Annotated in this window: 14 protein-coding genes; 6 read left to right on the top strand and 8 right to left on the bottom strand. The window is 64.4% G+C overall.

Annotation, left to right across the window (positions count from 1 at the left end; genetic code table 11):
* The first annotated feature begins 63 nt into the window (after window positions 1-63).
* From nadA to FRC98_RS15895, 3 genes are all read left to right on the top strand, one after another.
* Window positions 64-1038 carry a quinolinate synthase NadA gene (gene nadA / locus FRC98_RS15885; RefSeq protein WP_146982422.1) on the top strand — a complete coding sequence of 325 codons (975 nt, stop codon included), beginning with the start codon at window positions 64-66 and terminating at the stop codon, window positions 1036-1038.
* Between the two features lie 10 nt (window positions 1039-1048).
* Window positions 1049-2617 (top strand): L-aspartate oxidase, encoded by a 1569-nt coding sequence (gene nadB / locus FRC98_RS15890; protein WP_230467681.1) that lies wholly within the window; start codon window positions 1049-1051, stop codon window positions 2615-2617.
* A 96-nt stretch (window positions 2618-2713) separates the two neighbouring features.
* Entirely contained in the window at window positions 2714-3418 is a 705-nt protein-coding gene (locus FRC98_RS15895) for a Crp/Fnr family transcriptional regulator (protein WP_146982424.1), read from the top strand.
* A 264-nt stretch (window positions 3419-3682) separates the two neighbouring features.
* On the opposite strand, the gene hemN is transcribed toward FRC98_RS15895, so the two are convergent.
* Both hemN and FRC98_RS15905 read right to left on the bottom strand, forming a co-directional pair.
* Window positions 3683-5056, bottom strand: coding sequence for an oxygen-independent coproporphyrinogen III oxidase (gene hemN / locus FRC98_RS15900; RefSeq protein ID WP_146982425.1), 1374 nt, complete (start codon window positions 5054-5056; stop codon window positions 3683-3685).
* 655 nt (window positions 5057-5711) lie between these two features.
* Window positions 5712-8261, bottom strand: coding sequence for a DNA internalization-related competence protein ComEC/Rec2 (locus tag FRC98_RS15905; protein ID WP_146982426.1), 2550 nt, complete (start codon window positions 8259-8261; stop codon window positions 5712-5714).
* 1492 nt (window positions 8262-9753) lie between these two features.
* Here FRC98_RS15905 and secA point away from each other — a divergent pair.
* From secA to FRC98_RS15920, 3 genes are all read left to right on the top strand, one after another.
* Complete coding sequence (gene secA, locus FRC98_RS15910; RefSeq protein ID WP_146982427.1) at window positions 9754-12573, top strand: preprotein translocase subunit SecA; 2820 nt, start codon at window positions 9754-9756, stop codon at window positions 12571-12573.
* A gap of 252 nt (window positions 12574-12825) precedes the next feature.
* Window positions 12826-13191, top strand: coding sequence for a dihydroneopterin aldolase (gene folB / locus FRC98_RS15915; RefSeq protein WP_146982428.1), 366 nt, complete (start codon window positions 12826-12828; stop codon window positions 13189-13191).
* A 41-nt stretch (window positions 13192-13232) separates the two neighbouring features.
* Window positions 13233-14207 carry a site-2 protease family protein gene (locus FRC98_RS15920; RefSeq protein ID WP_146982429.1) on the top strand — a complete coding sequence of 325 codons (975 nt, stop codon included), beginning with the start codon at window positions 13233-13235 and terminating at the stop codon, window positions 14205-14207.
* Window positions 14208-14274: 67 nt separating this feature from the next.
* On the opposite strand, the gene FRC98_RS15925 is transcribed toward FRC98_RS15920, so the two are convergent.
* The 6 genes from FRC98_RS15925 to FRC98_RS15950 form a co-directional block, all read right to left on the bottom strand.
* Window positions 14275-16689 (bottom strand): hybrid sensor histidine kinase/response regulator, encoded by a 2415-nt coding sequence (locus FRC98_RS15925; protein WP_146982430.1) that lies wholly within the window; start codon window positions 16687-16689, stop codon window positions 14275-14277.
* Entirely contained in the window at window positions 16686-18719 is a 2034-nt protein-coding gene (locus tag FRC98_RS15930) for a methyl-accepting chemotaxis protein (protein ID WP_146982431.1), read from the bottom strand. Before FRC98_RS15930 ends, FRC98_RS15925 begins: the two co-directional genes overlap by 4 nt.
* 45 nt (window positions 18720-18764) lie before the next feature.
* On the bottom strand, window positions 18765-19151 hold the full coding sequence (locus FRC98_RS15935; RefSeq protein ID WP_146982432.1) for a hypothetical protein: 387 nt from the start codon (window positions 19149-19151) through the stop codon (window positions 18765-18767).
* Window positions 19148-19708 carry a chemotaxis protein CheW gene (locus FRC98_RS15940; RefSeq protein WP_146982433.1) on the bottom strand — a complete coding sequence of 187 codons (561 nt, stop codon included), beginning with the start codon at window positions 19706-19708 and terminating at the stop codon, window positions 19148-19150. Before FRC98_RS15940 ends, FRC98_RS15935 begins: the two co-directional genes overlap by 4 nt.
* A 701-nt stretch (window positions 19709-20409) precedes the next feature.
* Window positions 20410-22323 carry a hypothetical protein gene (locus tag FRC98_RS15945; protein ID WP_146982434.1) on the bottom strand — a complete coding sequence of 638 codons (1914 nt, stop codon included), beginning with the start codon at window positions 22321-22323 and terminating at the stop codon, window positions 20410-20412.
* Window positions 22324-22394: 71 nt separating this feature from the next.
* Window positions 22395-24227, bottom strand: a complete 1833-nt coding sequence (locus tag FRC98_RS15950) for a carboxypeptidase regulatory-like domain-containing protein (RefSeq protein ID WP_230467682.1) — start codon at window positions 24225-24227, stop codon at window positions 22395-22397.
* Window positions 24228-25544: the final 1317 nt, after the last annotated feature.

The following is a 25544-nucleotide window of genomic DNA, read 5'->3' on the forward strand; positions in this document are numbered from 1 at the left end:
CGGCCCGGCGCTCCTTACTCTGTGGGGCGCAGGGTTGGAGTCACTTTCCCCACCGAGGTCTGGATGCTGTCGCAGGTTGGAAAACACGAGCTGTATGAGCGCGTGCGCAAGGTTGTTACCGAGCCGGAGATGACGCTGGCGTGGCCGCTGATCGCGGAGATTCGCGAGCTTAAGCGGGCGCGTGAGGCGGTGATTCTGGCGCATAATTACCAGCATCCGTTGATCTTTCACGGGGTTGCGGACCTGCGCGGGGATTCGTTGCAGCTCGCCAGACTCGCGCAGGAGGTGGAAGCCCGCACCCTGGTGATGTGCGGGGTGCACTTCATGGCGGAGACGGCAAAGTTGCTCAGCCCTAAGCGCAGCGTGCTCTTGCCGAGCTTTGAGGCGGGCTGCTCGCTGGCGGATGCCATAACGCCGGAGGATGTGCGGGCGCTTCGGCGCCAGTACCCGGGCGTTCCGGTGGTGAGCTACGTGAACACCACCGCGGCGGTGAAGGCTGTGAGCGACGTGTGCTGCACCTCATCGAACGCCCTGAAGATCGTGGAAGCGCTGGGTTCGCCGCGGGTGATTTTTGTGCCGGACCGCCACCTGGCCGGCCATGTCGCGCGTCAGACCGAGGTGGAGATCATCACCTGGGAGGGGGGCTGTGTGGTGCACGAGGAGTTTCGCCTCGCGGATATTGAAGCGCTGCGAGCGAGCTATCCGCAGATCAAGGTGATCGCGCATCCGGAGTGCCATGCGGAGGTGCAGGAGGCGGCGGATATGGTGGGGTCGACCTCGGCGCTGATCGACTGGGTGGCACAAGAGAAGCCGCGGGAAGTTGCGATGATCACCGAGTGCACGATGAGCGATAATGTGGCCTCGCATTTTCCAGAAGTGGCGTTTCATCAGCCCTGCTCGATCTGCCCGTATATGCGGAAGATCACGCTGGAGGGCATCCGCGACGTGCTGCGCGATGGGAGCGGTCAGGTGGAGATTGCGCCCACGATCGCCGCCGGAGCTCGTCGGGCGGTGGCGCGCATGTTGGAGCTCTCCTGAGGAGGTTGAGATGAGTGTGATCTGGCATGCGGATGTGGTGATTATCGGCTCGGGGCTGGCGGGGCTGAGCGCGGCCTGGCACCTGCGCGATCAGCGCGTGATGGTGTTGAGTCCGAGCGAGGAGGGAGGCTCAAGCTACCTTGCGCGCGGGGGCATCGCGGCGGCGATCGGCAACAATGACAGCGTGGAGGCGCATGTCGCAGATACTGTGAGGGCGGGCGCGGGGTTGGTCGATCGGGATGTGGCGGAGGTGCTCGTGCGGGAGGGGATGGAGCGCATGATCGATCTTTTTGAGATGGCGATCCCCTTTGATCGCGACGCGGAGGGACGTCTGATGCTGGGGCGAGAGGCCCTGCATGGTCGAAATCGCATCGTGCATGCCGCGGGCGATGATACGGGCCGGCAGGTGACCCGGGCGGTGCGTGAGGCCTTGATGCAGGATGAGGCCCGAGCCCCGCGTTTTTTGCCGGGGCGGGCGCTGGAGCTGGTTGTGGATGAGGGGCGAGTGTGCGGGGTGGTGTTCGAGAACGCGGGGCAGGTCGGTGTGGTTCTGGCCAAAGGGGTGCTGCTTGCCACGGGCGGTGTGGGGGGACTTTACCAACACACGACCAATGGTCCCGGGGCGCTTGGCGAGGGGATGGCGTTGGCGGCGCGCGTGGGAGCAAGGCTGGCGGACCTGGAGTTTGTGCAATTTCATCCGACGGCGCTGCTGGCCTATGTGCGGCCTTTGCCACTCTTGAGCGAGGCGATTCGAGGTCAGGGGGCGATGCTGGTCGACGGGGAGGGGCGCGCGATCATGGCGGGGCATCCGCAGGGGGATCTGGCGGGCCGCGATGTGGTGGCGCGCGCCTTGTGGGCGCGGGTGGGCGCCGGGGAGGCGGTGTTTTTGGATGCGCGCGCGGTGCCGGGCTTTGAGACGCAGTTTCCAAGAGCCGCAGAGGCGCTGGGTCGGCTGGGGCTGGATGCGGCGCAGGATCTGCTGCCGGTCACGCCGGCGGCGCATTACCATATGGGTGGGGTGGCCACCGATGCGAAGGGTCGCACCAACGTGCCCGGGTTATGGGCCGCCGGGGAGGTGGCGTCGACGGGGGTGCACGGGGCGAATCGCCTGGCGAGCAACTCGCTGCTGGAGACGATGGTCTTTGGGGCGCGGGCGGCGTGGGATATTGGCGCGTCGACTTCGGCCCTCCAGACCGTGTCGATGACGCGGATCCGTGAGTTGGAGAGGGCGTGGTCGCGGGGGATTGAGGCGGCTGTCGACCCCGGTGATGTGCTGGAGCGTGTGGGGCGCACGATGTGGCAGTTTGTGGGCATTGAGCGCAGCGAGGCGGGGCTCATTTACGCGGCGCAGAAGCTCGACGGGCTGCGGTGTGAGGTTGGGGTCTACGATCCGGCGCGCCTGGCGATTGAGGCGGCGCAGGCGATTGCGCGCGCGGCGCATCGGCGCAGGGAGACACGCGGGGCGCATTGCCGCGTGGACTTTCCGGATCGTGACCCGACGCTGGCGAGGCGACTTTTTGTGCAGGGGGGCCTGGCGAGCCGGGTGGACGAGCACCCGGCTGTGGGAGCCACGCGTTGAGAGCGGGAGGAGCCGGCTCGCTGCGCTGGCTCGTAGCTTGCAGGCCTTCGGGAGTGTGCGCGGAGTGGTCGCGCGAACTTCCCGAGGTGCAAGGTCATGGAAAAGCTAAAAATCCTGCGCGAGTTTTCGCTCTTTGAGAACATCCCGACCGCGGCATTGGAGCCGCTGGCGAGTTATTTCATTCCGCGGCGCTTCGAGCGTGGGGAGCGCCTCTGGCGGGAGGGGAACGAGGCCCTGAGCTTTGTGTTTGTGGTGGAGGGGCAGGTCAAAATCGTCAAATACCGAAACGACGGTGGGGAGACCATTCTCGGGGTCTTTGGCGCCGATGAGGTCGTGGGGCACCTGGCCGTCTATCGGCAGATTCCCTATCCGGCCTCCGCGTATGCGCTGGAGGATACGCTGACCTTGCAGATCCACCGCTCGCATTTCTTTGGCACGATTCGCGATCACTCGGCGCTGATGGAAGCGCTTTTGCAGGACATGATGCAGCGCAATCAGGAGCTTGTGGGGCGTCTTCACGATCTTTCGGTAAGCGATACTGAGCAGCGCCTGGCGTTGCTCTTTATGAAGTTTGCCGAGTCGGTGGGGCGGCGAGTGGCGCAGGAGAGTGGCGAGATGGGTGTGGTGGTGGAGCTGCCGCTGAGCCGCGCGGAGATCGCCTGTCTGATCAATGTGCGCGTGGAGACGGCGATTCGTTTTATGAGCAAGTGGGGCAAGGAAGGGCTCGTGCGCACGGACGGGGGCGGGTTTACGATTCTCGACTACGAGCGCTTGAGCGCGTTGGCCAGGGCGATGGGATGAGTGTGGTTGAGGGGTGACCCAGGGTCGGTTCGGAGATGACCGTGGGTCGTCATTGCGAGGTGACCCAGGGTCGGTTTGGAGATGACCGTGGGTCGTCTTAAGAGTGCGAAAAATTGGGGATGAGAGGTGACCCAGGGTCGGTTTGGAGATGACCGTGGGTCGTCATTGCGAGGTGACCCAGGGTCGGTTCGGAGATGACCGTGGGTCGCCTGAAATGCGCGAAAAATGGGGATGAGAGGTGACCCACGGTCGTTTTGTCCACGCTCAAATCGTGCGCGAGTACTGCCTGGCTCCGGTGCTCAAATGGGCGTCGAAGGGCATGCAAATGTTGCGCAGGAGCAGGCGCCCGCGCTCGGTGACGGTGAGTCCTTTTGCGTCGAGCTTCACGAGGCCGTCGACGGCCATGGGGGCGAGCTCCTGGAGTTCTGTTTTAAAATATTCGGCGACGTCGACACCGAGCTCTTCGGAGGAGGTCTGGAAATCCACGCGGGCCTGGCACATCAGGGCCATGATCCAGGCGCGGCGGATGCGGTCGTCTTCGCTCAAGAGGTAGGCGCGGTGGATGGGGAAGTCGTCCTGGCGGGTGCGCTCCAGGTACTCGGGGAGTTCTTTGGGGTTTTGCAGGTAGAGTCCGCCAATTTGCGAGATGGAGGACATGCCAAAGCCGTAGATGTCGACGCCGGCCAGGGTGGAGTAGCCCTGGAAGTTGCGGCGCAGGGTGCCGGCCTGCCAGGCGCGCGCGAGCTCGTCGTCCTGGCGGGCGTAGTGGTCCATGCCGATGTAGTGGTAGCCCTCGGAGGTCAGGCGCTCGATGATGCGTTTTTGCATGGCGAGTTTTTCTTCGGGGCCGGGGAGGGTGTGGCGCTCAAGGAGCTTTTGCGCGGGTTTGATCCAGGGCACGTGCGCGTAGGTGTAGATGGCAAAACGGTCGGGGTTGAGGCTTAAAACCTCGCTCAAGGTCTGATCGAAGCTATCGGTGGTCTGGTGGGGGAGGCCGTAGATCAAATCGACGTTGATCGACGAGAATCCCGCGTCGCGCAGCCACCGCACCACCCGCTCGGTCATCTCAAAGGGTTGGATGCGGTTGATGGCCTTCTGCACCTTCGGGTTGTTGTCCTGCACGCCGAGCGAGGCGCGGTTAAAGCCGGCGTCTTTGAGCGCGTGGACCTGCTCTAAGGTGAGGCGTCGCGGGTCAACTTCGACGGCGACCTCCGCATCATCGGCCAGGGCAAAGTGGGTGCGGATGCGCTCGCCGAGCCAGCGGATCTGGGCGGCTGTGAGGTAGGTCGGGGTGCCGCCGCCAAAGTGGATCTGCACGACTTTGCGCTCAGGGTGGATCCAGGCGGATTTGCGTCGCATCTCCTCGTCGAGCGCGGCCAGGTAGGGCTCGGTCTGCGACGAATCTTTGCCGATCACGGTGGTGCAGCCGCAGTACCAGCAGAGGGTCTGGCAGAAGGGGATATGAAAGTAGAGCGAGAGGGGGCGGGCCCGGGCGTTGTTGTCCCTGATGGCCTGGTGGACCTCGTCTGCGGGCACGTCGTCGCGAAAGTGCGGGGCCGTGGGGTAGGAGGTGTAGCGGGGCCCCGGGACGTCGTATTTTCGAATCAGGGGAAGGTCGACCAGGATGGGCTCTGTCATTGCAAACTCCGCGCTCGTTTGGTTCGGCGCCGCCATCGGCGTCACGGAGTGGGAGGTTTTGCAATCGGTGTGCCGTGGGAGGCCGCGCGGCGAGTTGATTGGAGTCGGGCATGCAATCTCTGCGTTGCAGGGGGGCCGGGGAGTGAGGCGTGCGGAGCGGGGGGCGCAGAAATGGCGCGGCAGGGGTGTGGGGTGCAGAGTTTGCGTTGTGCGGCGCTCTATAAGAGTGATGCCGAAGTCACCGGTCGAGGGGCTTTGTGTGAAACGTCGGGGGGCTTCGGTTGGGGGAGGAGGGGCGGAAATCCGCATATATAAAGGAGCGGGGGTGACCCAGGGTCAGGTTTGAAGTGACCCAGGGGCAGATTTGAAGTGACCCAGGGTCAGGTTTGAAGTGACCCAGGGTCAGATTTGAAGTGACCCGGGGTCGTGTATGAGATGGTCGAGAAATAATCAGGAACGTGGAGAAAACGAGGAAAGGTGGGGCGCGGAAGCGTGCGCGCGCACCTGCATAAATAGAGGAGCGGGGGTGACCCAGGGTCAGATTTAGATTGACCCAGGGTCAGGTTTGAAGTGACCCGGGGTCGTTTGAGATGGTCGATTTTAAACGGTGTCAGGAGTGTCTGAAGAGGTGGTATCTTGCGGCCGAGAAGGCCCTTCAGGGCTCTTCGCCATCGGGCCACCGCGCCGGAAAGACGCGCAGCGTGCCGTCGGCGTCGACCTCGATGCGGGTGCTGCCGTGGGTGTCGGTGCGGAAGACGTCGATGCCGCGCGCCTCAAAACGCTCGAGCACCTCAACGTGGGGGTGACCGAAGGGGCTGGGGCGGCCGGCGGAGACCAGCGCGATGGTCGGCTGAAGGTAGTTGAGAAGCTCCGGGGAGGACGAGGTGCGCGAGCCGTGGTGACCGGCCTTGTAGACCGCGGCCGGCGTCGGCAGGTGGTGGGCCTGGGTGAGTAGCCAGCGCTCGCCAGCCTCCTCCAGATCGCCGGTCAGGGCGATGGCGACCTGGCCGTATTCGACGATGACGACAATACTGCGGTCGTTCTCCGAGGGCAGCGTGTCGGGTGGGGTGAGCAGCGTGAGACGCGCGCCTGCGGCGCTTAAGACGAGGCGCTCGGGCAGGCGAGGGACGTGGGCGCCCAGGGCTTTTGCCGTGAGAGCCGTCTGGTAGGTGCGGGCGTGGGCGGGGTTGTTGCGCGCCAGAAAAACGCGTGGCGCGAAGGGGCGCAGAAGCGCGTCGAGGCCGCCGTAATGGTCGAGGTCGGCGTGGGTGAGCAGCAGCACATCAAGCCTGCGGATGCCCAGCTTGCGCAGATACGGCGCGACCTTTCGAAGTCCCGGGTCCTGACCTGAGAGGCTGCCGCCGGCGTCGATGAGCATCGTGGTGCCGTCGGGCAGCTCCAGGAGCGTGGCGTCGCCCTGGCCCACGTCGATCATATGCACCTTGAGAGGGGCTTCGTCGCCCCGGAGCGTCACGCTGAGCGAACCCGGGACAAGGCCCACACCCCAGATCAGTATGGCGACGAGGCAGGGGCGAAGGCGCAAGCCGCCGCGCACCGCGAGCCAGCAGGCCACCCACATCGCCGCCCACTCAACGCGCTCCGGATACCCCAGGCGCAGCTCGTTGAGCGGCCAGTAGGCCACCACATCCAGAAGTTCAAATAGCCTGACAAAGAGCCCGGCGCCCCACCTCAACAGCACGCCGGCAAGCCAGGGCCATACGCCCGTGAGCAGCGCGCCGGCCACCATCAGCGGGAAGATCAGCGAGCCCACCACCGGGATCACCACCAGGTTGGTCCAGAAGCCGCTCACCGGAAGTTCCCCGCTCATCGCGATCAAAGGTGGGAGCGTCGCCACCGAGGCCGCCGTCGACACGCCGATAAAAAGTCCCACCGCACGCCGGCGCCGCACCCACACGCTCTCGCGCTGGCCCATCGCAGCCTGCGGCCGCAACCACGCAGGGCGCCCCTGATGAAAAAGCAGAATCCCGGCCGTGGCCGACATCGAGAGCTGAAAGCCGATCTCAAACAAGAGGCGCGGCGCCCCCCACAGGAGCAGCGTCCCCACCATCCACAACACCGAGGTCCCCTTCACGCGTCGCGTCACAAAGAGCGCGAGGCTGGCGAGCGCCGCCATCAAAAACGCGCGCTGCGCGGAGACCGGCGCTCCGATCGCCACGAGATAGCCCAGCAAAAGTATCAGCGAGGGCAGCACCAGAAGCCGCCGCCGGGGCACAAAACAGTAGAGCCGGGGCACCCGGTCGAAGAGCAGGCGCAGGCTCAACGCGATCAGGGCGGCGATCACCCCAAAATGCAGCCCGGAGATCGCCAGCACGTGGCTTGTCGAGGTCATATCAAAAGGTTCGCGAAACTCCGGGCGAATCAGTCCCCGGCTGGCCGTGAGCATCGCCCAGGTCACCGCCAGCCCGTCGCCCTCAAGATGCAGCGCGATGCGGCGTTCCAGGTCGAGGCGCTGCCCCGTAAGCCAGCGTCGTAGCCTGAGCGACGCGCTCAGATCCTTCGCGACGCGCACCTCCGGGCGCTCCCGCAACGTGGCCGTGGCCAGATACCCGCGCGCCTCCATCAGCTCGCGCGCCGAGCTCTGCCAGGGGTTTGTGCGCGGCACAAAACGCGCGACCCTCGCCCACGCCCGCACCTCATCGCCCGGCATGGGAAGTATTTCGCACGCCCGACCCTGGTCCTCCCCATAAAAGAGCCTCACCCTGGGTTCGTGCCCCTCCATCAGAGCGTTGAGCTCCGGCTCATCGCTCCCGATAAGCCGCGCGTCGTAGCTATAACCCTGCCCCATCGGCACCGGCCCCACCTCGATGCGCACGTGCACCTCCAGCTCTCGCCGCTCCTCGCCAAGCGCGGCGCGAAGATCGCGCTGCGACTCAAAACGCCATCGCTCCTGCACGCTCACCCCCAGCACCACCGCCCCGGAGAGGGCCGCCACCGCCATTGTTGCAAGTAGGCGCTGGCGCCCGCGCAACCTTTTTGCGCCTGGCCCGCGCGTGCCGCGCCATGGGCCCGGCATCAGCAGCGCTGCCGCCGCCAGCAGCAGCACCGCCCCGCCCACACTCACCACAACCGGTGGCCGACTCACGCCCACACACCAGCTCAGCACGCCGGCGCCACAAAAGGCCGCCAGCGCTACCGGTACACCTCCCCCCTCACCGCCTCGATACCCCTCCTCTCGACCCCTCAATCCACCCTCGTCAGATCACCCGTTGACAGCCCCGAAACTCCTCTGATACCGGCCGCCTCCACACCCCTTATGCGATCTGTTGTCGCAGCATTTTCGTCGAGATTGCGTGATCACCGCACATTCTGTCGGGATTCTTTCCCACAACCGAAAGTTTTCCACGGTCTTCGGGGGAGTTTCCCACAGCCTTCCCCCCACTTTTCCACAGGGGTGTGGTTAACCCCCGGTCGACCTGTGTGCAGATGTAGGTGTTTTTCAGTGGGGAGGTTAAGGTGTTGTGTTTGTTGGTGTTTTGATGGGGCTCGCTCGATGGGGTGAAGGAGTGATTTTCCCCAAAAGAGGCGGTCGGGAGGCTTCCACAGCGATCTGTGAAAAACCCTGTGGAAAAAAATGGGGAAAAGTCTGGCGATCGCCACAGGGATTTGAAATCGCGTCTGAAAGAGACGGATATGGGGCGGGTTTGGTCGTCGACCGTCGAGTTTTGGGCGCTGAATTTGGCGACCCACGGTCATCTTCAAGGTGACCCACGGTCGTCTATTTCGATGAGCATCCAGGTGAACCACGGTCGTTTCTTCGCTGCTGATTGAGGCGACTCACGGTCACCCTTTTCGATGCTGATTCAGACGACCCACGGTCGTCTTTTGGGTGACCCACGGTCGTCTATTTCGATGCTCATTCAGGTGACCCACGGTCGTTTTTTCGCTGCTGATTTAGGCGACTCACGGTCACCCTTTTCGATGCTGATTCAGACGACCCACGGTCGTCTTTTGGGTGACCCACGGTCATCTTTTTCGATGCTCATTCAGGTGACCCACGGTCGTCTTTTGGGTGACCCACGGTCATCTTTTTCGATGCTCATTCAGGTGACCCACGGTCGTTTTTTTTCGATGCTCATTCAGGTGACCCACGGTCGTTTTTTTCGATGCTCATTCAGGCGACCCACGGTCATCTTTTAGGCGACCCACGGTCGCAATTTCAGTGACCCACGGTCATCTTTTAAACGACCCACGGTCACCATTTTCGATGCTCATTCAGGCGACCCACGGTCACCATTTTTCGCTGCAGATTCAGGCGACCCACGGTCATCTTTTAAACGACCCACGGTCACCATTTTCGATGCTCATTCAGGCGACCCACGGTCATCTTTTGGCTGACCCACGCTCACCTTCTGGCTGACCCACGGTCATCTTTTATGACCCACGGTCACCACTTTCGATGCTCATCCAACCAACCCACGGCCATCCTCACCCGCCCCCCACGCTGATGCCCCCGGCCCCTCGGGCCGACACAGGCTGCGATGCCCGCACCCGGCAGGAATACCCCCCCGCCATCGGCCTGTTGTTGCGGCACAGGAGGTCGGGGCCGACGGTGAGTCACACAGCGACGCTCGCGGGCGTTGGCGTGCTGGCCATAGTCTGCTATGCCATGCACCGATCATCGGACTGACAAAGTGCCACTGAAAAAAGCAGCGCGCGCGCAGCGGAACCACATTCCTATGAAGAAGCTACTGACATCTCTATTCGGGTCGGCCAACGAGCGTTACCTCAAAGAGGCTCGGGCGAAGGTCGCGCAGATCAACAACCTCGAGGCCAAATACGCCGCGATGAGCGAGGAGGAGCTCAAGGGCCAGACCGGCGTGTTGCGCCAGCGTCTGGAGCAGGGCGCCACGCTCGACGATCTGCTCTTCGACTCCTTTGCGGTGACCCGTGAGGCGGGTAAACGCGCGCTCGGCATGCGCCACTACGACGTGCAGATGATCGGCGCGATGGTCATGCACGAGGGCAAGATCGCCGAGATGAAGACCGGTGAGGGTAAGACGCTTGTCGCCACGCTCGCGCTCTACCTCAACGCGCTTGAGGGCAAGGGCGCCCACCTGATCACGGTCAACGATTACCTGGCCCAGCGTGACGCGGCCTGGATGGGCAAGCTCTACAGCTACATGGGCATGAGCGTCGGCACGATCATCAGCGATATGAGCGACGCGGCCCGCAAGCGCGCCTACGCCGCCGATATTACCTACGGCACGAACAACGAGTTCGGCTTCGACTACCTTCGCGACAACATGAAGTTCCGCCTGGAAGACTACGTCCAGCGGCCCCTTCGTTTTGCGATCGTCGATGAGGTCGACTCCATTCTCATCGATGAGGCCCGTACGCCGCTGATCATCAGCGGTAAGGCCAACATGTCGACCGAGATGTATTTTGAGATCAACAAGATCGTGCCCTACCTCAAGCGCGATGAGGATTACCTCGTCGACGAGGAGCACCGCAGCGCCACGCTCACCGACAGCGGCGTGGAGAAAGTCGAGGAGCGGCTGGGCATCGACAACCTCTACGACCCGGTGCATATCGAGACGGTTCACCACGTCAACAAGGCCCTCCAGGCGCACACCCTTTATAAGAAGGGCGAGCAGTACATCGTGGAGGATGGCGAGGTGAAGATCGTCGATGAGTTCACCGGCCGTAAGATGGAAGGGCGGCGCTGGTCCGATGGTCTTCACCAGGCCGTCGAGGCCAAAGAGGGCGTCGAGATCAAAGACGAGAACCAGACGCTGGCCACCGTCACCTTCCAGAATTATTTCCGCATGTACGACAAGCTCTCGGGTATGACCGGTACCGCCGAGACCGAGGCCGAAGAGTTCCACGAGATCTACAAGCTCGACTGCGTGGTCATCCCCACCAACCGGCCCATCCAGCGTATCGACCAGGAAGACGTCATCTACCGGAGCTATCGCGAGAAGTTCAACGCGATCGTCGAGCAGATCGTCGAGTGCAACAAGCGCGACCAGCCGGTGCTCGTCGGTACGACCTCGGTCGAGAAGTCCGAGGCGCTCAGCCAGGTGCTCAACCGCAAGGGCATCAAGCACGAGGTGCTCAACGCGAAGTACCACGAGCGCGAGGCCGAGATCGTGGCCCAGGCCGGTCGTAAGGGCCGCGTGACCATCGCCACCAATATGGCCGGTCGGGGTACCGACATTCTGCTCGGTGGCAACCCCGAGGCCATGGCTGACGATCTGGTCGGCGAGCCGGATGTGCCTGAATTTACTCCGGAAAATGAGCGCGAGCAGTACTTCAGCGAGGAGTACAAGGCCGCGCTCAACCGCTTCAAAGAGCAGTGCGCCAAAGAGAAGCAGGAGGTCCTCGACAACGGCGGCCTCTTCATCATCGGCACCGAGCGCCACGAATCGCGTCGTATCGATAACCAGCTCCGCGGTCGTGCCGGCCGTCAGGGCGACCCGGGTGAGAGCCGCTTCTTCCTCTCGCTGGACGATGACCTGCTGCGCCTCTTCGGTGCCGAGCGCATCGGCAAGATCATGGACACCCTCAAGATGGAAGAGGGCGTGCCGATCGAGCACCGCATGGTCACCCGCAGCATCGAGAACGCCCAGAAGAAGGTCGAGGGACGTAACTTCGACATCCGTAAAAACGTGCTCGAGTACGACGACGTGATGGATACGCAGCGTAAGACCATCTACACGATGCGTCGCAACGTGCTGCAGGGCCACGATGAGGACGGCCGCGGGCTCTTGTCGATGTCGCTTGACCTCTTTGAAGAGGTTGCGCTTAGCACCATCGACACCTACGCCTCCCGCCAGGTGCGCCACGACGACTGGGATCTGGCCGGGCTCTCGATGGCGATTGAGCAGGTCTTCGACCTGGAGATCTCCTTTGATGACATCACCGGTCGCGACGCTATTGAGGCCCGCGTCTGGACGCGTATCGAAGAGATGATCGCGAAGAAAGAGGCGATGCTCGACGAGGTCGCTGCCAAGGTCAACGAGCGCCGCGCCCAGCAGCGCGAGCAGCAGTCGGCCGCTGCGGCCGCCGACGGCGCGGACTGGAATGAGCCGGAGGTTGAGGAAGTCACCGGCCGCCAGCTCTTCGAAGAGCAGATTCAGAACCGCTACCTGCGCGCCATCGACCGCTACTGGCGTCAGCACCTCCAGGCCATGGAGCAGCTTCGCGACGGTATCGGCATGCGCGGTTACGCGCAGAAAGATCCGAAGCAGGAGTATAAGAAGGAGGGCTACAACCTCTTTGTCGAGTTGATGATGAACATCAAGACCAACGTGGTCGAGTTCGTCTCGAAGTTCGAGGTGGAGCAGCCCGAGTCGCTGCAGCAGCGTCAGGCGCCGGCGCCGCAGGTGCCCAGCAAGATCGTCTTCAACCGCCCCGGCGTCAGCGCCGAGTCCGAAGACGACAGCAGCACCGTCAAACGCGAGCTTCCGCAGGTCGGTCGAAACGATCCCTGCCCCTGTGGCAGCGGCAAAAAATACAAGTCGTGCTGCATGCGCAAAGAGGCCGCGGCCAGCTAAGCAACACCGACACACTCGCCGGCGGCCCGAAAGGGCCGCCGGTTTTTTTTGGACGTCGTAAGCCTTCGTTGCTGTCGGGTCTGCTGCATCGAGAGCACCGCGGGCTGCGTTGCAAAGCCTCGACGATGCATATGCGTCGCCTGCGTTTTGCGCCTTGCCGGCGGCCCTCTCGATATCGCATCCCTCGACATCAACATCTGCTCACAACGTCAACACCATGGCACCAGTTCGTTCTATCTATACGAGGTCGGCATGATGAAGGTCTTCGCCCGCGGCATCGCCTTTGATGGCAAGCACGGGGTCTATGAGGAAGAGCGCCGCGACGGCCGTCATTTTGAGGTCGATGTGGAGGTCAGCTTAAGCGACGCCTCCTCGGCCGAGTCCGATGAGCTCAATGAGACGCTGGACTACCGCCACCTGGCCGAGATCGTGGTGGAAGTTGCGCAGGGCCCCAGCCGTTACCTCGTCGAGAAATTGGCCGGCGAGGTGGTGCGGTTGGTGTTGGAGCGCCACGCGCAGGTCGAAGAGGTCTGCGTGGAGGTGCGAAAGATCGCCCCCGACGTGGCCGGAAGCCCCGCCTGGGTGGGCGCGCGCCTTCAGCGGCGGCGCTCCGACTAAGCGACCCCTTTGACACCCTCTCGCGTTGAGGTTTTTGCACGATGTTCTTAGAGCGTTCCGGACTGCATATCTTCACCTGGCGAAACATCGAGGTGTCTGTCTCGATGTGGTACGGGCTGATCATGGCCATGATCGTCTTTTTCCCCGCCCTGAGCGGTGGTTCCATGCTCGCCGGATTGATCTGGGTGGTGGCGGTGACGATTTCGCTGCTGGTGCACGAGTTTGGCCACGCGCTTGTGGCGCAGCGCTACGGGCTGGGCCCCAGCGTGCTGCTGCACGGCTTTGGCGGGCTCTGCATGATGCAGCGCGAGGCCAACACCGACGGGGAAGACGCACGGGTGGTCTTCGCCGGACCGGCCGCCGGCCTGATCTTCGGGGGGCTGGTCTATCTTTTTGCCACCTTCGCGCCGCAGGTCGCCTATGCCTCAACCTGGAGCGCGACTTTTGTGGCGGCGCTGCTCTTTGTGAACATCGGCTGGAGCCTGGTGAACCTGCTGATTCCGATGTGGCCGCTGGATGGTGGGCAGCTGTTTCATCTGATTTTGCGCCGCTTCAAAGACGAGGAGAGCGCGCGTCGCATTACGCTTAATGTGAGCATTTTTGTGGCGATCCCGGCAGCGATCGTGGGCTTTTTGATCTTTCGCAGCTTCCTCATCGCGATCTTTGCGGTGATGGTGGTGATGAGCTGCATGAGCATGTTGCAGACGGGGCAGTCGCTGGTGGGGCGTCGCAGCGGGCGCAGCCTGGCGACCGCCTCGGACTTTCATCAGGAGCTTCTGGCCCAGGCCGAGGCGGCGCTCTCCGATGAGGACTGGCGGGAGGCCTACCGGGTCTGCCATCAGATGCGCGCCTCGGGGCAGATGCCCGAAAAGATGCTCAACCGCGTCTGGACCATCCTGGGCGTGAGCGCCACGGAGATGGGGGAGTACGAGGAGGCGCTCGACTACCTGCGCCGCGCCCCGAAGTCGGCCGAGGTGGAGCAGGCCATCGTGCGTTGCCAGCGCGAGGTTGCCTGAAAGTCTTTTGAATTCAAGAGTTTAGGGCATGGCGGCCGGCGCGGACTTCGCACCGGCTTTTTTGCGCTCAGAGGAAGCGGCGCACCGTCTCCAGGAGCGTTTTCTCCTGGAAGTCGAGTTTGACCAGGTAGCCGTTGGCGCCCAGGCGCATGGCGCGCTCCTTGTCGGCGGGCTCACCCAGGGTCGTGAGGATGACGACCGGGAGACGAGCGTGATCTTCGGAGGTGCGGATGCGCTGGAGGAGCTGAAGGCCGTCCATCGTGGGCATCTGGATGTCGGTGAGCACCAGATCGACGCGGTGGCGACCGAGCATCTCCAGGCCGTAGTGGCCGTCGTCGGCCTCGAGCACCCGGTAGCCCTCGCCGCGCAGAATTGAGGTGACGAGCGTGCGGGTGACCTCGCTGTCTTCGACCACCAGGATGGTGCGGATGTCCAGCGCGCGGGTTCCCTGCACCGCGGTAAAGGAGCGCTGGCGTCGGGGTTTTTCGAGATCGAAGCGCGAGTCATGCTCGCTGCGCTCCATCAGGTCGACGACGTTGAGAAGGGGCACCACGTCGCCGGAGTCGGTCAGGGCGACACCGCGGCAGAGTCGCACGCCGGCCAAAAAGTCGCCCAGGGGTCGGCTGATGGCCTCACGCTCGCCAAGGACGCGGTCGATCCACACGGCGACGCGGCGCGCGCCCTTGCGCACGAGCAGCACGCTGAAGCGCTCCGGGGGTTGCCCCCGCTCGGCCAGCCCCAGCGGGGCGGTCCAGTCCAGAAGAGGGATGAGGCGCTCACCCACCGGCACGCAGACCGCGCCATGGACGCGGCGAAGTTCTTCGCGGCCCACATCGATGACCCGCTCCACATCTTTGGCGGTCAGCGCGAACTGGCGCTCGCCCAGGGTGAAGACGAGCACGGAGTTGACGGCCGTGGTCACCGGAAGGTGCAGGGTGAAGGTGGTGCCGCGGCCGACCTCGCTCTCGATCTCGATAAACCCGCCGACCTTGGAGATCTGGCGGCGCACCACGTCCATGCCGATGCCGCGGCCGCTGACGTCGTTGACGGAGTCGCGGGTGGAGAAGCCGTTTTCAAAGATCAGCGCGATGGCCTCCTGGTCGGAGAGGCGCGCGGCGGATTCGGCGGTGTGGATGCCCCGTTCAATGGCTTTTTTGCGAATGATCTGCGGGTTGATGCCGCGGCCATCATCGGAGAGCACGACGCGGATGGAGTCGCCAACGTACTCGGCGCTCAATTCGATCTCGGCCTCGGGCTCTTTGCCGGCGGCTTTGCGCTCCTCGGGGGTTTCCAGTCCGTGGTCGACGGCGTTTCGCACCAGGTGGAGCAGGGGCTCAGAGAGGGCGGAGAGGATGGCGCGGTCGACCTCGACGTTGCCGAAGGTGTCGACCAGGCGCACGCGTTTGCCCTGGGATTGGGCCAGATCGCGCACCGCGCGCGGGTAGTGGCTTAAGACCTGCGCGAGCGGCACGTGACGCATGTAGCGGGTCTGGTCGTCGATCTGCGAGGCGCGCACGTTGACCTGGTAGCTCTCCTCGCGCAGGGCCGTCTCGCAGGCGTCGAGGCGGTGGTTGAGGTTGCGCAGCGCCATGGTGTGGCTTTTGGGCAGCTGGCCTTCGAGCTGGGAGAGCATCGCGCGCAGATCCTGGCGGATGCCGTGCAGTTCTCCGAGCCGATACCCCACCCGGCGGCTCATCAAGAGCGCCTCGCCAGCGAGCTCGCCCAGGCGTTCGAGCTTTTCGACGTCGACGCGCAGGTTGGTGGTTGTCTGAATACGCAGCGCGCCCGACTCCAGCTCGCGCTCGTTGCCGGCGCCGATGCGCGCGCGGGTGGGCTGGGTGGCCTGCGGCGCCAGTGTGGACGGCGCGCTCGGCGGTGTGGCGAGCGCGGTGTCGGCGGCCGGCGTTTGTGCAGGTGTGGGAGCGTTGATTCTGCTGGATTCCTCTTTGGAATCAACAGGTTGCGAGTCGGCGGTGGGCGCGTCTGAGACGGGTTTTTCGTCGATCTCGGCCGGCGCCTTCGGGGCTGCAGCGGGAGTGTCGGCGGGGGAGGGCGCCGCCGAATTCTGAGCGGCCGGATCGTGGGGATTGATCTTTGCGGGAGCGCCGTCGCGCAGGTGATTGACGCGGTCGACGAAGCCGGAGAGGTCGAGGCTCTGGGTGGCGTTGCCGGCGGATTTCGTCATGAGCGCGCGCATCAGATCGAGGCCTTCAAAGATCAGCTCGACACGCTCAGGTTGGGTGATGTGGGCACCGGAGGGATCGTCGAGCAGGAGGTGCTCGGTCTGGTGGGCGACGAGGTTGACGTCGGCAAAGCCCATCATTTTGGCTTCGCCTTTAAGGGTGTGGATCTCGCGCAGGATCTCCTCGACGGCCTCCGGGTCGTCGGGGGTGCGCTCCAGGTTAACGAGCAGGGCGTTCATGCGTTCGAGGCGCTCGAGCGCCACCGCACGGAATTTTTCGATCAGGGCGCCAAAGCTCATGAGGGCTCCGACTCCTCATCGCCGAGGACGGGCGAGGTGTTTTTAGCGTGGACGTCGTCGCCTTCGGGCGCGTTCTCGGCCTCGCTCTCGCTCTCGTCAGCGCCGAGCTGGCGGGCGATGGCGTCGAACTCGCGGGAGCGGTCGGCGGGGGCGTCGTCAGCCTCGGAGTCGGCCTTTGCGGCGGCCTCATCGCGGGCGTCGAGGAGATCCTGGAAGAAGGCGTCGTCTTCGGCGATGGCGGCGCTGAACTCGATGGTGGGCGTCTCCTGGGCGCTCTTTGCGGCGAGCTCGACGGCGCGGCGGGGCTGGCGGTCGGTGGGGACGTCGGAGAGGTTGCCGTTGAAGCCCACCGGGGTCGCGATCTGGTTGCGGGAGGCCTTGCGGAGCGGGCGAGAGCGGGTGGCCTCGCGCTCTGTGGAGCGGTCGGCGGGGATCTCGCGGGAGAGGTCGGCCGGAGCTGAGAGTGGGAGCTCTGTGGAGCGGTCGGCGGGGATCTCGCGGGAGAGGTCGGCCGGAGCTGTAAGCGGAAGCTCTTTGCTGGCGTCGACGGAGGGCAGCGGGCTGGTCGCGCGGCCGGGGATGGTGCGAGTTGGCGTGCGTGTGGGGCGTTTCGGCGAGGAGGCCTCGGTCTCCATGACCCGGAACTTCTCGACGATATGACGCAGGCTCTCCGAGGCGTTGTGCAGCTCCCGGGCGGCGGTGGTGACCTGACGGGTGCCGGCGACGCCCTGATTGATAAGGTGCGAGAGCTCGTCCATCGACTGGGTGACCTGCTCGGTGCCCGACTGCTGCTGCTGAGTGATGAGCGAGATCTTCAGGGAGGTCTCGGTGGTGCGCTCCGAGAGTCGCGAGCCCTCCTCGGTGGCCATGACGCTGGCCAGGGAGGATTCGCGGATGTCGCTGACGAGCAGTTTGATGTCGCTGACCGACTCTTTAATGTTCTCGGCCAGGCGGCGCATCTCGGCGGCGACCAGCGCAAAGCCCTTACCCGCTTCACCGGCGCGCATGCCCTCCAGGCTGGCGTTGAGCGCCAGCAGGTCGGAGCGGTCGGCAATCGCTTTAATGACTTCCAGAATCTCGGTGATGCGCACCGTATGCGACTTCAACTCGCCAATGCGTTCGCCGACGGTGCGGTTGTTGGCCTGGGTTTTTTCAGCGGACTTGAAGACGGTCTGCGCGCTCTCGGCGATCTTGCGGGCCGAGGAGAGCAGGGTCTCCATGGTGCGCTGGGTCTCCTCGACGCTGCTGGCCTGGTGGGAGGCGGCGAGCTCCTGGTCGCGGAGCACCACCAGGATCTCTTCGGCGGCGGTGGAGACGTTGAGGGCGGTGGAGACGATCTCGCGCACGAGCTCGTTGAGGCTGAGCACCATCTGGTTAAAGGCCGAGCTTAAGTCACCCTCGCTCTCGGCGGTGGTGGTTGTGAGGTCGCCTTCGGCGATCTGACGGGCGCGCTCGGAGAGCTGGCGCAGATTTTTGACCATCGCGCCAAACGCCTCGCCAAGTTCTCCCGGGACGCGCTCATCGAGGAGTGGCGAGGTCAGGTGGTCGCGGGAGATGACGCGGGCCTGCACGGTGAGGCGGCGCATCTGGTTGGTGAGGCTGTGAAAACTTCGTCCGAGTTTGCCGGCGCCGCGGGGAAGCGGAAGATCGACGTCGGAGAGTTTTCCCGAGCGCAGCAGCATCGCCTCGTGTTCGATGACGCCGATGCGACCGGCGGCCAGCTCGTCGGCGTGGCGGCTGATGGCGTTGAGCTCGTCGAGCATGCGGTTGGTGGCGCCGGCCAGTCGTCCGACTTCGCTGTGCGGATCGGCGTTGAGGTGGGCCGAGCGCAGGTTGCCTTCGGCGATCGACTCGACCACCGCGGTGATGTCGCTCAAAGGGGCGAGCGACTGGCGCGTAAAGCCGATGGTGGCCACGCCGGCCACAAGCAGCAGCGCGGCGGTGAAGATGTGGCCGTGAAACGCCAGCACGCCCACGCCGATCAGCGTCAGGGTGGCGATGTAGATGCCGACTTTTTTCCACAGCAACATGACAGACCTTCGTAGGTGAGAGCCGCGCGCGGCTCAAAGCGCCCTTCAGCCGGTGATCGCAGCGGCCGGGGCGTTGCTGAGTGTATCGAGATCAAGGAGCCACACAACCTTATCGTCGAGCAGAGTGACGGCCGGACGGAGGATGGGGGGCAGCGCGCCGCGAAGCCAGCCCGGCAGGGGGAGCAGGTCGCGCGGGGCCAGCGGAAAGGTGCCCAGCACCGTACCCAGGTAGAGGCCCACCGGTGGGCCGGGAAGATCGAGAAGCCCGACCATACCGTGTTCGGTGGGCGTCATCCCCAGGTGGGGGCGCGGGTCGAGCACCGTCATCGAGACGCTCTCCGGCGCGAGCACGCTGCTCACAAGTTTGAGCTCCACGCAGAGCGTGGCGGTGCCGCAGCGAAAGAAGAGGGCGTCGAGGGAGGCAGTGCTCATCGGACCGCGGCGTCGTCGAGGAGGCGCTCAATGTCGAGGAGCACGCAGAGCTCCTCACCCAGCGGGTGCGCCCCGATGGCGTATCGGCGCGTGCTGCCTTTGATGGTGGTGGGCAGGGCGTCTTCGCGAAGCAGATGTTCGGGCCACTCATCAAGGCCGGTGACCTCGTCGACGTCCAGGCCCACGGTGTAGTGCGGGGTGTCGACAATGAGTGTGCGGCGGGTGTTGCTGGCCAGGGCCGGACCGGCGTTCTGTGACTCGAGAAAAGCACTTAAGTCGAGCACACCGATGACCTGACGGCGCAACACCGCGATGCCGCGGATGTGCCCGGGCGCGCCGGGAAGGGGCGTGGTCTCGAGCTGGCCGACGATCTCGCGCACCGCCTGCCCGTCGATGGCGAAGTCATCCTCGCCGCAGCGAAAACACACCACCGGTACAGTGACCACCTCGTCGATGACCTGATCCTGAAGGTCATCCCAGGCAAAGGGGTCGAGGCTCTCTGCCTGGTCAACCAGGTCGGAGAAGTCGGAGGGGCTTTTAAGGTCGTCGCTTGCCATAGAAGGCCGGGGCAGGTGCGCGGGGAGTGAGGGGCAACAGGGCCGCTCGTAGCATAAGGTTGGGGGGGCTGGCGGGCAAGGTGCGATGGGGTGGGAAATGGCAGGGTGTTGGGGGCGGAAATGAGGGAGTGATGGCGGGTGGGGACGCGTGGATTAAGCGCTTAAATGCTTGCTCTCAGGCGACCCACGGTCATTTTGAGAATGACCGTGGGTCGTTTTTGGGGTGCCAGTTTTTGCGTGACCGACGGTCAGTTTTTGGGTGACCGTGGGTCGTCTTGAGAATGACCGTGGGTCGTTTTTTCGAGGGTGTTTGGGGTGACCGACGGTCAGTTTTTGGGTGACCGTGGGTCGTCTTGAGAATGACCGTGGGTCGTTTTTTCGAGGGTGTTTGGGGTGACCGACGGTCAGTTTTTGGGTGACCGTGGGTCGTCTTGAGAATGACCGTGGGTCGTTTTTTCGAGGGTGTTTGGGGTGACCGACGGTCAGTTTTTGGGTGACCGTGGGTCGTCTTGAGAATGACCGTGGGTCGATTTTTTGAGGGTGGTTGGTGGTGACCTACGGTCAGTTTTTGGGTGACCGTGGGTCGATTTTTAATAGGACAATAATGCGACGATGAGGCGCATAGAAAGAGGGTTTCATGCGACCCACGGTCGTTTTCTAGGTGACCCACGGTCGTTTTTTATATGACCGTGGGTCGTGTTTCAGAGGGTCTCACTCTGGTCATGTACGCGACGTGGCTCGGGCAGCCAGCAGACGAGGCTGTTCTCGAGAAGTTCGTAGAGGGGCTCGCAGAGCGCCTCGGTCAGCCAGTGGGTGCGATCTTCGCCGGCCTGCAGATGGTTGAGGATGCGGGTGATGTCGTCGGACTCGGCGACCAGGCGAAGTTGGCCGTCGACGAGCGCGGCGGCGACCGGAATCTGGGAGTCGTCGCTGCCTTCGGGAAGTTTCTGACCGATGGTGTGGGTGATGATGGAGGCGGCGAAGCTGGCGCGTCGCAGTGTGGCGTGTGGGCGCAGGCGGCCGCCTGCTTCCAGAAGATCGGCTGGGGCGTCGGGCAGTGAGGCAAAAAGCGTGGCTTCCTCGTCGCCGCGGGGCTCTGCGTTGGCGAAAGCCTCAAATCGAGCCTGCTCGCTGAAGGGGTGCTCTTCGCCAAGTTGATCGCTGAGCCAGCCGTGAAGGCGCTCGGTGAGGCGGCCGGTGGTGTCGAACCCTTCCCACTGCGTCAGGGCCACGGCGCTGTCGAGCGGGTCGGTGAGCATCGCGAAGGTTTTAGGAGCGCCGTCTTCGACGCCCCGCGCAAGCTGGGCGGCACCGGCCTCGGCAAAAATATCGGCGTCGAGGAAGCGGTAGCCAAAGCCCAGAAAGCTCTCGGCGATGGGCTCCGGGAAGAGCTCCGCCACCTCCGAGAAGGCGCGGGCGCAGCCGGCAAAGCTCTCCAGCGCCGCGCTTTCGCAGGAGTCGATGTCTTCGGGCTCTTCGAGAAGTTCGCCACAGGCGCCGGCCAGCGCCTCGAGGTGGGGTTCAAGCGCATCTTCGGCGCGCTGGCCCTCATCGCTCTCCGGATCGAGCCACTCCATAGCCACGAGCACGCGCGAGGCGATATCCTGGAGCTGCCGGCGCGTGCGGCGGGCGCGGTAGACCGAAGTGTCGACCTCGAGTGTGCCGCAGACAAGATCCTGGGTGGCCTGCCCCACGTTGAGAAGGAGCGCGTCGAGTGTGCTGAAGTAGTCGACGCCGTCGACCAGAAAACGCTCCACCCAGGAGCCGGTCGACCAGGCCGTGACCCGGTTCCAGTGGGCGCGCATATAGCCCACCGCGTCGCTGGAGGCGTCCAGACGGCCACGCGGGGTGGCGTGCAGGCGGCCTGTGGCGATCTCCTGGACAATCGCGCTCCACTCGCTCTCCAGATGCTCTAGGGCGTTGTGGGCCGCACCCATCCCTAAGGCGCGCTGCTGCGGCTCTGCCGCCAGATCGAGCTCCCAGTAAGGGCGGGCCAACCCCTCGCAGGCAGCGCAGAACTCGCGGTAGAGAAGTTTGCCGCGGTGCTCTGCGCAACGCGGGCGAAAGATCTCATCGAAGCCGTACCAGTGGATGATCGGCAAGAGCTCATTGAGGCGCGCGCTGACGTAGAGCTCAAAGCGCGTCATCTGCGGATGCCAGAAGAACTTCGAGGCCCCGTGCAGAAGTTCATGCGCACGCCACTTGCGTCGGTGATTGGGGTTAAAGGCGGGGAAGGGGGCGTCTTGAAAGAAGGAAAAATACTTGGGCTCGGCCAAAACCCCGTCGCTCCACTCGGGGGTGGTGCCAGCCTGCCAGACGGCGAGCTCGGGCTCGAGATGCTCGGGCATCGGCTGGCGAAGGCGGAGCTCGTGGTGGTAGAAGGCGCGCCCGCTCAGCGCGCCCAGCATCGTGGCGCGGGCGGTGAGCGGGGTCACCGTCAGATCGACCTCGGGCGCGCCCATCAGCGGGGCCAGGGCGCGCAGTCCGGCGGGCTCACCGGCGTCGATGTTCTTCTCCAGCGCGCCGACGAGGGCCTCCGGGGTGGGCAGCCACCGGCGCGGGTTCTCGTCCAGCGAGACCGGTCGAGGAGCGGGAGGAAGGGGGTGGCGAATCATGGGAGCTCCGTTCAAATCGCCCGGATGGGGGCGCGGGCGGGGACTACGAGTCGTTGTAAATCGATCAAAAATCAGCGCTGCACTCGCACGCGGCGGCGCGCGATGTCCACCACAAACTCGCCATCGCCAGGGCGCTCAATGCTTAAGGAGACCGGGGTGTCGGCCTGGCCGCGGATGCGCGCGATGACGTCCGGCAGGCTCAAGCGATGGGTGGGGAGCTCATCGACGGCCAGGATGCGGTCGCCGGGCTGAAGTCCGGCTTCTGCGGAAGCGGAGCCGGGCATCACATTGACCACCACGATGTCGCGGGCCTGGCTGCGCAGGCTGGCGCCGATGCCGTAAAAGGCCAGCGCCGGCTCGGGGTTGTCGGTGGGGGTGAGTTCGATGTCGTAGGAGAGGGTTTCGCCGCTTGCGAGCTCGATGCCGGCGACGAGCTCGGGCTCGTAGCCGTTGGCGCGCACATGCAGGGTGACAAGCCCGTCGGGGAGCTCATCAAGGGCGTAGTGGCCCGAGGGGTTGGCCAGGGTGTTTCGCGGCGACAGACGCTGGGAGGGGTCGACCAGGGTGACTGAGGCCGTCGCGATAGGCTCTCCGCTCTGACGATCGCGCACAACGCCCTCGATGGCCGCGCCTTCGATAAGCTGCAGGCGGATGTTGTCGGTGGTGCGCCCGGCGCGCACCTCAAAGAGCTCGGAGGTGACCGGCGCAAGCCCCGGCGCGCGGGCTACCAGCGCGTAGTAGCCCGGGGTGAGCGGGCCGATGCGAAAGCGTCCGGTGGAGGTCTCGACCTGCTCGGCGTTGATTCGCCCGGGGACGTAGGGGTGGGGCGGGGGCACGTCCATCGCGGCGATGGCGATCTGGTAGGAGGTGACGGGCCGGCCGCGGGCATCGACGACGGCGCCGGCCAACTCCCCGCCGGGGCGAAGCTCCAGGGTGACGGGCTGGCCGAGGCGTGTGCTTTGCCGGGCCGAGGGCCCGTAGGCCGAGGAGGTTGCCTGGAGCGTCCAGGGGACATCCGGGGCGGACTCCCAGTTGAAGAGCCCGTCGTCGCCAACGGGAAGGCGGCGGCTATCGCCGGCGGAAGAGGCGATCACAAAGCCGGGTTGCGGCTGGCCATCAGGCCCGACGACTCGCCCGAAGAGTCCCCGGGCCGGTTCCAGGACGAGGTCGTAAGCGGCGGTGGTGCCCGTCTCCACGGTGAAGGGGCCCAGGGTGTCGGGGTAGTGATCGGGGGCGGCGGCGCTCAGGGTGTAGTCACCCGGGGGAAGATCATCGAAGCGAAAGCGACCCGTGCTCGATGTCTCGGTGCGGCGAGAGGTCTGGGTGCCGGTCATGGTGACGTTGGCGGCCAGAGGTTCACCCGAAGCGGAGAGGACGACACCTGTGAGCGCGGTGGTGGGTCGGAGCTCGATGTGCACCTCCCCGCCATCTTCTCCGGGCCGCAGACGCAGAGCCTGGCTCTCGGCGTAGGGGAAGTCCTCCAGGTTCGTCTCCACTGTGACCGCGACGCGTCCGGCAGCGAGGCGGTTGAGTTCAAAGCGTCCCTCGACGTCCGTGCGGGCGAGCTCGGAGAGGGTGTGAGGCACGAGCGGTTCCTGCCCCAGCCCATGGGCCTCGGTGTAGGCGAGCCCGATGACGGCGTCTTCAACCGGGGCGCCGTTGAGGGTGACGCGTCCGCGCAGGTGTGCGGGTTTGTGCAGAAAAACATCAATGGATTCAGGGGGTTGCGTGTCGCCCTTGGGGGCGTTGAGTCGCATTGTACCCAATTCGCCGACCCCGCCGCGCACGTACTCCGGGTGGGTCGCGTCAAGGAGGATCGTGCCATCGGATGCCGAGTTCAGGGTTTCGAGGTCGAACTCAAAGTGCCCCTGCGCATCGCTTTCCACCTCAAGGGCTCCGGCCATGACAGTGGCTCCCGGCAGGGGCCGGCCCCCTTCCGTGAGCACGCGCCCCGCGAGCACACGAGTGTGGTCCTCGGGGACGTCGGGCCCCGGCCTCGACTGAAGCCAGAAGCCGCGTGAGAGAAAGGCCACGAGCGTTAGTCCTCCCAGCAGGAGCGCGACGCCAATTCTTCGGCGTGTATCGGGAGAGGATGGGATCATGGGCAGCCGGGAATCCGTGGGTTTCGGTGCGCGGCCTCGGACGCGAGACCGAGGGGAAGTGTAGCAGGGCGAGGAGTGGTAGCAATACGGCGCCTTGCGCACAATCTCGCTGCGGGACGCATACGGATAAGCATGTAAAGTCGATTGCACGTGGTCGGCGCGTGGCGTGGATGCGCTTTGTATGAGCCGGGCAGATGTAGCGGAGGGGTGTGCTTGAGCAGGGCGTCGATGGCGGGGTTAGAGGTGACCCAGGGTCGCAATCGAACCGACCGAGGGTCACGGGAAGTAGAGTGTTTTTGCGGTCACCAATCGCCCTGTCCAGAGGGCTCAATTGTCGTGACCGTGGGTCACGCGCGAACTGACCCAGGGTTGCAATCGACCCGGTTAAGGGTGACCCAGGGTCATGCACGAACTGACCGCGCGAACTGACCCAGGGTCGCAATCGACCAGGGTCGCAATCGACCCGACCGAGGGTCACCGAAAGTCGAGTGTTCTTGCGGGTGAGAGAGAAGTTCTTGGGTGGCAATCCGTTTTTACGGACGCCCGAATGTGACGTTTCAGGGGAGCGCGCGAACTCATCTGGGAGTGGGAGAGGCCCCCCAGGGAAAAGCCGGGCAGGGAGGGGCAATAGGTTTTGTCCATTAACTTAGGGATGGAGCGTTCCGGAGTTGCAAAGTGTGAAGCGTCATTATCGAACGCTACGGGATTTTCCAGCGCGGATGAGATGCTGGACGAACTCGCGCAGATGCAGCCGCTGCGTCGTGATTGTGCGCTCAGCGGAAAGTGAGGTGACCGGGGTTGATTCCATCAGAACGGTAGCATTTGACTGATAAAACACCGCACGAAAATGACCGTGGGTCACCCCCGAAGATGACCGTGGGTCAAAGAAAGCCCAGCAATTACGCGCCTGATCGCCACGTCGACGCGACAGAACGCACCTGGAACCGGTCAGCTACTTGCCTACATCTCCCCACCTTTTTTTCATCCGCCACGCAACATTCTCATTTTCCCTCCGATAACAAGCCAGAGAGGTCCAACACCAACCCTTCCACCTCACTGGAGCCCCCAATGACTCGCCCCCGTCGTCATGTCGCAGGCCAGGTCGCCGCCCTGACTCGC

Origin of the sequence: Lujinxingia vulgaris (genome assembly GCF_007997015.1) — a bacterium.
Taxonomy (GTDB): Bacteria; Myxococcota_A; Bradymonadia; order Bradymonadales; family Bradymonadaceae; genus Lujinxingia; species Lujinxingia vulgaris.